A 12,424-nucleotide genomic window follows, 5' to 3' on the forward strand; every position below is an offset into this window, starting at 1 on the left:
GCAGGGGAATCCCCGGAGGAACAAGGCAAAGGCCGGGGAAATCCACTTCCGGAGAAGATCAACAGATCGTAGATTTTGAGCCATGACGACGACACGGAACACCGCCGCCGCCCCTGCCGCCTCCACCACCACCTCCGCCGCATCGGCCGGCCCCGCCACCTCAGCGGCCCCCGCCCCCGCCAACCCCGTGCTCCGGGTGCCCCCGGCCTCCCCGGCCGCGGCCGCCGCGTACTTCGCCGCGAGCCTGGCCTTCCACGCGGACGTGTCCGATGTCGCCGCCGCCTTCAAGCCCACCGCGAGGAGGGCGCCGAGCTGGGCTTCCAGCTGGTCGACTCCCGCTCCACCCCGTCCTGGGACCAGGCCCACGTGCCGGGCGCCGTCCACCTGCCCACCGCCCTCGTCCCCGGGCAGGCGGAGCGGATCCTGGACAAGAACGTCCCCGTGGTGACGTACTGCTGGGGCCCCGGCTGCAACGGCGGCACCCGTTCCGCCCTGGCGCTGGCCGAACTCGGCTTCCAGGTCAAGGAGATGCTCGGCGGCATCGAGTACTGGATCCGCGAGGGCTTCGAGGTCGAGACCTGGCAGGGCACCGAGCAGCGCGCGGAGGCCGACCCGCTGACCGCCCCCACCGACTCGGACGACTGCGGCTGCTGAACCGCCGCCCCGCACGCGGACGGGCCGCCCGCTCCTCGGGGGAGGCGGGCGGCCCGTACGCGTGAGGTGTCACGCGTGAGGTGTCACGCGTGGCGTGTGCCGCGCGGGATCAGAGCTTCGAGAGCTCGTCCACCAGGTCGTCCAGGCCCAGCGAACCCTGCGACAGCGCCGCCATGTGCCAGGCCTTCAGGTCGAAGGAGTCACCGTGCGCCGCCCGGGCGTTGTCCCGGCCCAGCAGCCAGGCGCGCTCGCCGAGCTTGTACCCGATGGCCTGCCCCGGCATCGACAGGTAGCGCGTCAGCTCGCTCTCGACGAAGTCCGCCGGACGCCCGCTGTGCAGCCCGAAGAACTCCTGCGCCAGGTCCACCGTCCAGCGCTCGCCCGGGTGGAACGGCGAGTCGGCCGGGATCTCCAGACCCAGGTGCATGCCGATGTCCACGATCACCCGCGCGGCCCGCATCATCTGGCAGTCCAGGTAACCCAGGCGCTGCTCCGCGTCCTTGAGGTAGCCCAGCTCGTCCATCAGCCGCTCCGCGTACAGGGCCCAGCCCTCGCAGTTGGCGCTGACCCAGCCGACGGTGGACTGGTAGCGGGAGAGCTGGTCCGCCACGTGCGTCCACTGCGCCAGCTGGAGGTGGTGGCCCGGAACGCCCTCGTGGTACCAGGTGGAGACCAGGTCGTACACGGGGAAGCGGGTCCGGCCCATGGTCGGCAGCCAGGTGCGGCCCGGACGGGAGAAGTCCTCCGACGGGTTGGTGTAGTACGGAGCCGCCGCACCGCCCGGCGGGGCGATCATGGACTCGACCCGCTTGACCCGCTCGGCGAGTTCGAAGTGGGTGCCGTCGAGGTTCTCGATCGCCTCGTCCATCAGGCCCTGGAGCCACGCCCGGACCTCGTCGACCCCCTCGATGTGGGTGCCGTGCTCGTCCAGGTGGCGCAGCGCCTCCCAGGGGCCGGAGCCCGGCAGGATCTTGGCCGCCTCCGCCTTCATCTCGCCGAGCAGCCGGTGGTACTCCGACCAGCCGTACGCGTAGGCCTCGTCGAGGTCCAGGTCGGTGCCGTTGAAGTAGCGCGACCAGCGGGCGTAGCGCTCGCGCCCCACCGTGTCCGGTGCGTCCGCCACGGCCGGGGCGTACACGTCGCGCATCCAGTCGCGGAGTTCGACGACGGCCGCCGTGGCGGTGGCCGCCGCCTCGTCCAGCTCCGCGCGCAGCGCCTCGGGCCCCTCGGCGGCGAACGCGCCGAAGAAGTCGCGGGCGCCGTCGTCGTCCTGGCCGGCCCAGGTGGTGAGCTGCTCGACGAACGTGGCGGCCGGGCGCGGACCGCCGTACAGCCCGCGCTCCAGGCCGAGCGCGAGGCTCTCGCGGTAGCCGGCGTACGCGGCCGGTACGGCGCGCAGCCGCTCCGCGATCGCGGCCCACTCCTCGTCGGTGTCGGCGGGGGTCAGGGTGAAGACCTCGCGGACGGAGTGGGCCGGGGAGTGGATGTTGCTGACGGCGCGCAGGCTCTCGTCGGCCTCGTGCACCGCGAGCTCGGCGGTCAGCCGCTCCCGCAGCAGGCGCGCGCAGCGGCGCTCGGCGTCACTGTCCGCGCCGGGCAGCTTCTCCGCGGCGTCGAGGCGGGCGAGGGTGGCGCGGGACAGCTCGGCTGCCGCCGCGGAGCCCGCGGGAGAGAAGTCCGGGAGCTTGCTGGAGCTCGCGGCGACACCGAGGTAGGTGCCCGTGATCGGATCGAGGACGATGAGGTCGTCGACGTACGCGTCGGCTACCTGGCGGGGCAGCCGGGTGGCGCTGCCGCTGTGGAGGATCTCTGACATGGGGCCATCTTCGTACGGCAGGTGTGGTCCCGTCATCATCGTTTACTGTCAACCTGCTGACCTGATCAGGACCAACGGCCCGGGCCCGGATCCCCTCCCGCGCGGTCCGGCGGAGCGGTCCGGGCCCGCCCCTCAGCGCTGCTGCCGCGGGCTGCGCCGGTCGCCCGGAAGCTCGCCCGGGGTCTCGCGCGTGAGCTCGTACGGGAGGCGGGAGCTGACCGGAGTCGCGTCCAGCCGGGCCGTGATCACCAGGGTGCCCTCCTCGATCTGGTAGTCGAGGGGAAGGCCGAGGCCGCGCATGGCGGCGACCATGCCGGTGTTGGAGGCCCGGGTGACGGCGTACACGCTGTCGCACCCGGCCTCGACGGCCAGCGCGATCAGCCGGCTCAGGAGTTCGGAGCCGATGCCGCGGCGCTGCCAGTCGTCCTCGATGAGGAGCGCGACCTCGGTCTCGTCGCCGTCCCACAGCAGGTGGCCGAGGGCGACCAGCTTGCCGGAGGCGGTGGTGGCGGCGAGGGTGCGGCCGAAGCGGGGGCTCAGCAGGTGTTCGAGGTAGCGGTCGGCGTCGGCGACGGGGCCGTGGTAGCGCAGCGACAGGGTGCGCTCGGAGCAGCGGTCGTGCATCGCGCGGGCGGCCGCCTGGTCGGAGCCGTCGGCGCGGCGGACGGTGATCTCGTTGCCCTCGGGCAGGGTCAGCACGTCCTGGCTGCGCGGGATGCGGGGTCCGAGCCGGGCGTCGAGCTCGACCAGGGCGCGGGCCCGGGCGAACTCGGTCGGGGTGAAGGGCAGGTAGGGCCGCTCCACGGTGATCGCGCCGCCGGAAGGGTCGCGCAGCCGCATGACGGTGGCTTCCAGGACCCCTTCGACCGGGGCGTCGGCGCCCGCGTTGGGCCGGCCCGAGAGGGTGGTCGCCGGGATCGAGTGGATGGTGCAGCGGCCGAGGAGCTGGCGCAGTGCGAGGGGGAGTTCGGCGGCGTCCAGGGCGGTGCGGGTGGCCAGGCCCAGGACGCGCGTCGGGGTGTCGACGAGGTCGTGGGCGTCGGCGCGCTCGATCCAGGTGCTGTGGCCGCCGGCCCGGGCGACGGCGCGGGTGAGCTCGGCGGAGGGCAGCTGCTGCGGCGCGCGCAGCAGGAACTCGTCGACCGTCCCGCCCTCGGGGAGCGGGTGGGTCTGGAGGGTCAGGATGTCGACACCGTTGTGGGCGAGGGTCGTGCAGAGCGCGGCCAGGGAGCCGGGTTCGTCCCGTACGGTCGTCCGCATGCGCCACAGCGCGGCGCTCGCCCCGGCCGTGAGGGGTGCGGCCGTGGGGTACGGCGCCGGATCCGTGGGCGCTGTGGTGTCCGGCGGCGGCGCATGGCTGTGGCGCCGCGCCCACCATGTGTGGAACGCGGCGGTCACGAGGAGTGCGACGGCCGAGGCGACCAGCAGGACCGGGCCCCTGGGACCGTGCACGACGAGGTTCGCGATGGCGTCGGCGACCGCGACGGCGCAGAACAGCGCGGCCAGTTCGACGAGGTCACGGCGCCAGTGGTGGCGGTGGGGACGGTGGGCGGGGGCGGGGATACGCTCAGTCATGCACATCACTGTGGCCCAGGGGTGTTGCGTGATCACGAACGATCTGTGACCGACTGGTTAAGTATCCATCTGGCCGATTTCATCCAGTTTTCTGGGCCCTGTCCGGAATCCGGGGTCCGTGTTCTGGCCGGGGCCCGTGTGTTCCTATTGACCTATGGGCCCACTGTCCTCGGCCCCACTGTCCTCGGCCCCACTGCCCTACTGGCCCACGCGCCCGGGACGGAGCGTCTGGGTGAAGAGCACGCCGCCGCCCTGGCGCCGCAACCGGACGGTCAGCTCCCCGCCGGCCCCGTCGATGTCCACCTCGCCGTAGTACGGCGGGTTCTCCGAGGGGGACATGTTGGCGACCGGAGCCGACTGGACGTACGCCGTCTCCGGGCCGAAGGTGGCGTCGAGACGCCCGGCCGGGAAGCCGCCGGCGCCGATCGGGCCCGAGACGAACTCCCAGAAGGGCGCGAAGTCGGTGAAGGCCGCGCGCTCGGGGGCGTAGTGGTTGGCAGCGGTGTAGTGGACGTCGGCGGTGAGCCACACGGTGCCGGTGATGCGCTGGTGCTTGATGTGGCGCAGGAGTTCGGCGATCTGGAGCTCGCGGCCCAGCGGGGCCCCCGGGTCGCCCTGTGCGACGGCCTCGAAGTTCGCGGCCCCGCCGGCGACCACGATGCCCAGCGGCATATCGGCGGCGATGACCTTCCAGGTGGCGCGGGAGCGGGAGAGCTCGCGCCGCAGCCAGGCCAGCTGCTCGGGGCCGAGGATGCCGATCGGGTCCTCGGTCTGTGTGCCGGGGGAGTTGGCGTTGCGGTAGGTGCGCATGTCGAGCACGAAGACGTCGAGCAGCGGGCCGTACCGCATCACCCGGTACATCCGGCCCTCCGCGCGGCCGCCGCGCAGATCGGTGACGGGGAAGTACTCGCCGAAGGCCTGGCGGGCGCGGGCGGCGAGGGTGTCCGCCTCCCTGACCGTGTACCGGGGGTCGTCGATGAGCTGGCCGGGGTACCAGTTGTTGCGCACCTCGTGGTCGTCCCACTGGGCGAGGACCGGGACCTGGGCGTTGAAGCCGCGCAGGTTGCCGTCGAGCAGGTTGTAGCGGAAGTTTCCGCGGAACTCGGCGAGGGTCTCGGCGACCTTCGCCTTCTCCTCGGTGGTGATGTTGCGCCAGAGGCTGCCGTCGCGCAGGGGGACGGAGGGCTGGATGGGGCCGTCGGCGTAGATCGTGTCCCCGCTGAAGAGGAAGAAGTCGGGGTCGCGCAGCCGCATCTCCTCGAAGACGCGGTAGCCGCCGAGATCGGGGTTGATGCCCCAGCCCTGGCCCGCCAGGTCCCCGGACCACAGGAAGCGCACGTCCTGGCGGCGGGAGACGGGGGTGGTGCGGAAGGTCCCGTGGACCGGTTCGCCGGTGCGGCGCGGGTCCTCGGGGTCGGCCAGGAGCACCCGGTAGTGGACCTGCTGCCCGGGCGGCAGGTCGCGCAGGACGGTGGTCCCGGTGAAGTCGGTGGACGGGCCGAGCAGCGGGCCGCGGTGGCGGCGTACGGCGTAGCGGAACGACTCGCTCGGGGAGGTCTCGACGTACATCCGCGCCAGGCGGTCGGAGCGCGTCCAGACGGTGGCCGAATGAGCGGTGATCTCGCCGGACTGGACGCCCCAGGCCGCGCTCGGGCGGCCGGAACGGGCGAAGGCCGGGGCCCCGACCACCGGTGTGGCGAGCAGTGCGGAGGACAGGGCGAGGGACCCGCCGAGGAGGGTCCGTCGGGTGTGCGGCATCGGTGCCATCGGTGCGTCTCCAGGGGCCGGCGAGGACGGGCCGGACCAGCGTGCCGCCGCACACCGGCCCGGTCGCGTCCGCCACGCGAACCGCGGATGAACAGCCGTCAGCAGCTCTGCCATGCGGCTGCTGAGCGGCTCGGGTACTGAGGTGGTCAGCGGTTTCGCTGCTCAGGCGCTCTGCTGCTCTGCGGCTCCGCCGCTTCGGCGCTCCGCCGCTCTGCGGCTCCTCCGCTTCGGAGCTCAGCCGTTCCGGCGTTCGCCGCTCCGAAGCGGAGGGCGGTCAGGCGGGGACGCGGCCCGTGCTGCGGGCCGTGTCCAGGATCACCCGGGCGACCAGCGCGGGATCGTCGTTCATCGGGACGTGGCCGCAGCCGGGCAGCCGGACCAGCCGGGCGCCGGGCACGGTGTGCTTGGCGCGTACGCCCTGGCGGCGCAGCAGCAGCCGGTCCCGGCTGCCCCAGGCGATGGTGACGGGCAGGCCGGGGACGTCGTCGGTGAACCGTACGGAACCGCCCGCGGCCAGGGTCTGCGCGAAGCCGGTGGCATCGCGCAGGGCGAGGGTCTCCGCGACCACGGCCCCGGGCGAACGCCGGGCCGGGCGGGCGTAGATGGTGCCGGTGAGGGCGGCCCGGCCCGCGGCGCTGCGCGCGAGCCGCTCCACCGCCGGGCGGGGCAGCGCCTTGGCGCCCGCGCGCATCGCGAGGAGGGTGGCGAAGGCGTAGCGGCGCTCGCCCTGCGTCCAGAACCCGGCGGGGGAGAGGGCGGTGACCGAGCGGACGAGGCCGGAGCGGCCCATCTCCAGGGCGAGCAGCCCGCCGAGGGAGTTGCCCACGACGTGGGGGCGTTCGACGCCGAGGGCCGTGCACAGTGCCCCGAGTGCCGGAGCGACCGTTCCCAGGTCGTACGCAACCCCCTCGGGCAGCGGCTCCGAGGCGCCGAAGCCGGGCAGGTCGACGGCGATCACATCGTGCTCGGCGGCCAGGATGTCGGTCACCGGGTGCCAGGCCTGGAGGTGATGGCCTATGCCGTGCAGCAGGAGGAGCGGCTCGCCCGCGCCCTTGCGCTCGTAGGCGACGGTGGCGGTGCGGGCGCCGAGCGGCGAATCGATCGTGAAGGAGACCGTGGCGGTCATGCTGCTCCTCGTCGGGTGGACGCATCCTCGTCGGGCGGACGCATGTGAGACAGGCTGTCAGTAGTAGCTACTGCCATCACTACCGTCCGGTAGCCCTTGACTACAAGCCTTCGGAGCGCACGAGAACATCCTATGAACGGCTTGATACGTATGCCCGATCTGCCCGGCAAAGGGATAAGCATTGGTCTTGACCAAGGGGGTGCGCCGTCCTATCGTCGCAGGGATAGTGCAGGAACCTTTAATAAACAAGGGCGCGGAACTGCCGCTGGAACACGGCGAGTGCAGCGATGGCAGGAGGAGTCAGGGTGGGGACCACGCAGCTCGAAACGGTGCCGGAGCCGAAGTACTGGCACCTCAAGACCGTCCTCAGCGAGGCGCTCGACCAGGACTTCGCCGTGGGCGAGGTGCTGCCGAACGAGCGTGAGCTCGCCGCCCGCTTCGGAGTTGCCCGCGCGACCCTGCGCCAGGCCCTGGAGCAGCTGGAACTCGAAGGCCGTCTGCAGCGCCGCCGCGGCGTCGGAACCACCGTCGCCCCGCCGCGCGTCGGCGTGGCCGTCGGGACCGCGCAGCACAGCTGGCCCGGCGAGGGCGTCGACGGCTGGGAGCCGGTGGACGCGGCCGAAGGCGTGGCGCCCGCGGCTGTCGTGAGGCTCCTCGGCACCGGCGGCGGTTTCGCCGCCGACCAGCCGGTGCACACCGTGCGCCGGACCCGGGTCGCGCACGGGCAGGCCGTCGCCGCCGAGCTGCTGTACGTGCCGGCCGCCTCCGTGCCCGGACTGCCCGCCATCGAGGCCCCGGCCGGACCCGCCCGCGCCCGCACCGTCCTGCGCGAACTGCAGCGGTTGGTCCTGGACGGCCAGGACCGCTCGGTGGAGCTGGGCTCCGCCCGCGCCGACGACGCCAAGGAACTCGACCGCCTGCCTGGCGCCCCGGTGCTCCTGGTCACCACCCGCTACTTCACGGCCGCGGGCACGGCCGCCGTCTCGGTCGCCACCTACCGGGCGGACACCTGCCGCCTCACCTTCGGGGACTCGGGCGCCGTCGAGATCACCCACGAACCCCGCGTCGCTTCCTGACGCTCGCGGCGCCTTGCGCCTGGGTGCCGGGCGCCGTGTGACGAGCCGGTGCTGGGCCGGTGCTGGGGTGCCGCGCGCCGGGGCGGTGCCGTGTGACGAGCCGGTGCCGGATGCCCCTGGGGGTGCCGGACTCGGTGCCGGATGCGGTGCGGGTGCCGTGTGACGAGCCGGTGTCGGATGCCCCTGCTGGGTGCGGCAGCCCGGTGACGAGGCCGCCCGGTGCTGTGCCGGGCGGCTCCGGACCGGCTTCCCGGTGGCGGGGTCGGGGTGGCCGGGTCAGCGGCGGCGGGCCGTGACCGTCTTCTCCACGGCGAACAGCTCCTCCTCGACGTGTTCCATCGCGAGCCGCAGCGCTCCGGTGGCCACGGCCGCCTCGCCGAGCAGGGACAGGGTCACCCGGGGCGGGCGCAGGCAGTAACGTTCCAGCTCCTGGCGCAGAGGCCCCAGCACCCCGTCCAGCCCGGCCGCCCAGCCGCCGACCACGACCAGCTCGGGGTCCATGGCCAGGACCAGTGCCGCCACGTCGTGCACCAGCCGCTGCAGGAACCGCTCCACGGCGGCCACGGCCCGCTCGTCGCCCCGCTTGGCCATCGCGAAGACCTCGGCGACCGCGGGCTCGTCCAGCGGGTGCAGGGGTTCGCCCGTGGTCGACAGCAGTTTCTCCGGCGTCACCTCGCGGCCCAGCAGGTGCAGCGCGCCGATCTCACCGGCTGCCCCACCGAAGCCACGGTGCAGCCGTCCGCCGATCAGCGAACCGGCGCCCGGGCTGAGCCCCGCCATCACGAACACGATGTCGTCGGTGTCCCGCGCGGCCCCCTTCCAGTGCTCGGCGACCGCCGCCGCGTTGGCGTCGTTCTCCACCTGGACCGGGCAGCGGAACGAGCGCCGCAGCCGGTCCCCGAGCGGCAGCCCGGTCCAGCCCGGCAGCGCCGTCCCGAGGCGGACCGTTCCGTCGGCCTCCACGATCCCGGGGCTGCCGACCCCGACCGCCCGCAGGGAGTCCCGGGGCACACCCGCCCGGCGCAACAGATCGGCGACCGCCGACCGCACCCGTTCCAGGCGCTCGTCGGCCGAGGCCGTCTCGGCGACGTCCTTGGTACCGGCGCCGATGACCCGCCCGTCCAGCCCGGACAGGAGCACCGCGATCCGGTGCGAGCCGATCTCGATGCCCAGCAGATGCCCGGCCTCGGCCCGGAACCGGAAGCGCCTGGCCGGTCGCCCCTGCCGCCGCGCACCCTCCTCCGCGTCGGCCTCGACCACGAGCCCGGTCCCGATCAGCCCTTCCACGACCCCCTCGACGGTGGGCCGGGAGAGCCCGGTCACCCGGGTGAGGTCGGTGAGGGTCGGTGATTCGGCCGCGCGCAGTGCCCTCAGGACCACGGCGGAATTGATCCGCCGGAGCAGAGAGGGGTCCCCGCCGGTCAGCTGCCCCAACGTGTGTCCTCCCAGCTAGCGAGCTTGTCAGCCGGATCGTACTGCCCACCAGGTGCGGCGGCGAGAAGCAGCCCCCCATCGGCCGGAACCGGTCTCCCTCAGGCCGGGGCGACGAACCCCGACTCGTACGCCGTGATCACCGCCTGGGTCCGGTCCCGCGCCCCCAGCTTCCCCAGGATCGCGCTGACGTGCGACTTCACCGTCTCCGCGCCGATGATCAGCTGGGAGGCGATCTCGACGTTCGTCAGCCCCCGCGCCATGAGCCGCAGGACCGCCTCCTCCCGCTCGGTCAGCGCGGCCCGCTCCAGCACCGCCCTGGCCTGCCGGTTCCCGTACTCCGCGGCCAGGGCCCGCACCGCCGCCGGGAAGAGCAGTGTCTCGCCCTCCGCCACCAGCCGTACCGCGTGCACGATCTCCGAAGGCCGGGCGCGCTTCAGCAGGAACCCGTCGGCGCCGGCCCGCAGGGCCTGGTACACGTACTCGTCGTTCTCGAAGGTGGTCACCACGAGGATCTTCGGCGGGGAGTCCACCGACCGCAGGACCGCCCGGGTCGCCTCGATGCCGTCGAGCAGCGGCATCCGTACGTCCATCGCCACGACGTCCGGCCTCAGCTGCCGTACGAGCGGGACGACGGAGGCACCGTCGGCGGCCTCGCCCACGACTTCGATATCGGGCTGGGCGTCCAGGACGGCGCGCAGACCCGCGCGCACCAGGGGTTCGTCATCGACGATGAGTACGGTAACCGGCATCCCGTCAGCGTATTCGCTCCAGGGGAAGCCGTGCGCGTACCCTCCAACTGCCCTCGTGCGGCCCGGTTTCGGCCTCACCGCCGAGCAGCGCGGCCCGCTCCCGCATGCCGCGCAGACCGCTGCCGCGGCCCGTCATCAGCGTGGGGCCTGCCGGGAGCGGGTTGGTGACCTCCAAGTCCAGCCTCCCCACCGCCATTTCGATCCGTACCCGGACCGGAACCGGCCCGCTGTGCCGCAGTACGTTGGTCAGCGCCTCCTGAAGGATCCGGTACCCCTCCCGGGTGACCGGGCCCGGCAACGTCTCCAGCGGACCGGACAGTTCGGCGTCCACCGAGGCGCCGGAAGCACGCGCCGACTCCAGCAGCCGGTCCGCGTCGGCCAGGGTGGGGCGCTGGGAAGGAGGCTGCGCGGACTCGCGGAGCACCAGCAGCACCCGCTCCAGGTCCTCCATCGCTGCCCGTCCGGTCTCCTCGATCGCGCACAGCGCGCGCTCGGTGAACGCCGGGTCGCCCGCGGCCCGGGCGGCTCCCGCCTGGACCACCGCCACGGTGAGCGCGTGCCCGATGGAGTCGTGCAACTCCCGTGCGATCCGCGTCCGTTCCAGCAGCTGCTCCGTACGGGCCTCCAGTGCGCTGAGCCGCTCGGCCGCCGAAGGCCCCAGGAGCCGGGCCGCTATGGCCGTGACGGCCCTGCCGAGCAGGACCACGATGACCAGCAGCAGGATCAACGGAACCGGCACGAGGAGGACGGCCAGCCAGCGGGGAGGGACGAAGGGCAGGATCACCACGTCCGCCCCGAGCGTGCCCCCCGCGCCGACGATGACGAGTTCCAGGGTCATCACCGGCAGCCACACCGTCGCCATCATGGCCACGCCCGCCAGCACCAGGCGTATCTCCAGCCAGGCAACCGTTCGCCAGCGGTCCCCCCAACGGGCGGACGCCGTGGTGCTGATGGAACCGTCGTGCCGGCCCCGCTCGTGCGGGGTCAGCAGGAACTGGGCCTGCAGCCCCTCGGCCAGCCGCACCCAAGGGAGCAGCCCGAACGGCGCGACGATCAGGGCGGGCATCCACGGCCAGGCAGGCTCTATGAACATCCAGATGGACACGATCAGGATGGGCACGAGCAGGTGCAGCCAGCGGGTGTACGTGACACCGCGGAACGGCGCACGAAGCAGGAGAGACATGTCCTCATCCTGGCAGTCGGAACACGGGGTCCGTCTCCCCCGTGCGGGGGAGACGATCCCCCCACGTGGGGGAGGTCAAGGGGTGGGGCCGACGGCGAACCTTGAGACATGAACAGCATCGAGATCCGAGAACTGACCAGGGAATACGGCTCCACCCGTGCCGTGGACCGCCTCACCTTCGACGTGCTGCCAGGTCGGGTCACCGGCTTCCTGGGCCCCAACGGCGCCGGCAAGTCGACCACGATGCGGCTGCTGCTCGGGCTGGACCGGGCCACAGCCGGTACGGCCACCGTCGGGGGACGGAAGTTCACCACCTTCACCGACCCGCTGCGCCGGGTCGGGGCGCTCCTGGACCCGCAGTCCATCCACGGCGGACGCACTGCCCGCGACCACTTGCGTCTCCTCGCCGCCACGAACCGGATACCGGCGCGGCGGGTGGAGGAGGTCCTGGAGCAGGCGGGGATAGCCTCGGCGGCCAAGCGCCGGGTGAAGACTTTCTCGCTGGGCATGCGCCAGCGCCTGGGCATCGCCGCCGCCCTGTTGGGTGATCCCGGAGTGCTGCTGCTCGACGAACCGACGAACGGCCTCGACCCCGAGGGCATCATCTGGATCCGCGAGCTGATGCGCGGACTCGCCGCCGAGGGGCGGACCGTACTGGTCTCCAGCCACCTCATGTCCGAGACGGCGACGTTGGCCGACCACCTGATCGTGCTGGGCGCGGGCAGGCTGCTGGCCGACACCTCGATGGAGGAGTTCATCGAGGCGCGCAGCACCCCCCGGGTGCGGCTGCGCACCTCGGACCCGATCCGGCTGCGTGCCGCCCTCGCCCGCGACGGCTTCGAGCTGGTGGACGCCGGCGGCGGGCGCTGGACCGTCGACGGCATACAGGCGGAACGGCTCGGTGCCATGGCTGCCCGGGAGGGCATCCCGATGCTGGAGCTCGCAGACGAACGCGCCTCGCTGGAGCAGGCCTACCTCGATCTCACCGCCGACCATGCCCAGTTCGCCGCCACCCACTGACCGACCCCGCTTTCCCCGCACTTC

The 12,424-nt window shown here is 73.0% G+C and carries 9 protein-coding genes and 1 pseudogene; 3 read left to right on the plus strand and 7 right to left on the minus strand.

What is annotated here, in order from left to right; translation table 11 throughout:
- Window positions 1-82: 82 nt before the first annotated feature.
- Window positions 83-654, plus strand: a pseudogene (locus OG447_RS19665) (rhodanese-like domain-containing protein).
- A gap of 109 nt (window positions 655-763) precedes the next feature.
- On the opposite strand, the gene OG447_RS19670 reads toward OG447_RS19665, so the two are convergent.
- From OG447_RS19670 to OG447_RS19685, 4 genes are all read right to left on the minus strand, one after another.
- Complete coding sequence (locus OG447_RS19670) at window positions 764-2,470, minus strand: DUF885 domain-containing protein (protein ID WP_266938116.1); 1,707 nt, start codon at window positions 2,468-2,470, stop codon at window positions 764-766.
- 132 nt (window positions 2,471-2,602) lie between these two features.
- Window positions 2,603-4,045, minus strand: a complete 1,443-nt coding sequence (locus OG447_RS19675; RefSeq protein ID WP_266938117.1) for a GNAT family N-acetyltransferase — start codon at window positions 4,043-4,045, stop codon at window positions 2,603-2,605.
- A 198-nt stretch (window positions 4,046-4,243) separates the two neighbouring features.
- Window positions 4,244-5,803, minus strand: a complete 1,560-nt coding sequence (locus tag OG447_RS19680; RefSeq protein WP_266938949.1) for an alkaline phosphatase — start codon at window positions 5,801-5,803, stop codon at window positions 4,244-4,246.
- A gap of 283 nt (window positions 5,804-6,086) precedes the next feature.
- Complete coding sequence (locus OG447_RS19685) at window positions 6,087-6,938, minus strand: alpha/beta fold hydrolase (RefSeq protein ID WP_266938119.1); 852 nt, start codon at window positions 6,936-6,938, stop codon at window positions 6,087-6,089.
- 305 nt (window positions 6,939-7,243) lie between these two features.
- Here OG447_RS19685 and OG447_RS19690 point away from each other — a divergent pair, with 305 nt between their 5' ends.
- The gene (locus OG447_RS19690) at window positions 7,244-8,014 is read left to right on the plus strand and encodes a GntR family transcriptional regulator (protein WP_266938120.1); all 771 of its coding nucleotides are present in this window, start codon (window positions 7,244-7,246) and stop codon (window positions 8,012-8,014) included.
- Window positions 8,015-8,290: 276 nt separating this feature from the next.
- Here the strand turns inward: OG447_RS19690 and OG447_RS19695 are convergent, their stop codons facing one another.
- The 3 genes from OG447_RS19695 to OG447_RS19705 form a co-directional block, all read right to left on the minus strand.
- On the minus strand, window positions 8,291-9,448 hold the full coding sequence (locus OG447_RS19695; protein ID WP_266938121.1) for an ROK family transcriptional regulator: 1,158 nt from the start codon (window positions 9,446-9,448) through the stop codon (window positions 8,291-8,293).
- Between the two features lie 98 nt (window positions 9,449-9,546).
- Complete coding sequence (locus tag OG447_RS19700; RefSeq protein WP_266938122.1) at window positions 9,547-10,197, minus strand: response regulator transcription factor; 651 nt, start codon at window positions 10,195-10,197, stop codon at window positions 9,547-9,549.
- A 4-nt stretch (window positions 10,198-10,201) separates the two neighbouring features.
- Window positions 10,202-11,380 (minus strand): sensor histidine kinase, encoded by a 1,179-nt coding sequence (locus OG447_RS19705; protein WP_266938123.1) that lies wholly within the window; start codon window positions 11,378-11,380, stop codon window positions 10,202-10,204.
- Between the two features lie 108 nt (window positions 11,381-11,488).
- Between OG447_RS19705 and OG447_RS19710 the strand changes: the two genes are divergently transcribed.
- A complete protein-coding gene (locus tag OG447_RS19710) occupies window positions 11,489-12,400 on the plus strand; it encodes an ABC transporter ATP-binding protein (RefSeq protein WP_266938124.1) in 912 nt (303 codons plus the stop codon).
- Window positions 12,401-12,424 lie beyond the last annotated feature (24 nt).

Origin of the sequence: Streptomyces sp. NBC_01408 (assembly GCF_026340255.1) — a bacterium.
Taxonomy (GTDB): Bacteria; Actinomycetota; Actinomycetes; order Streptomycetales; family Streptomycetaceae; genus Streptomyces.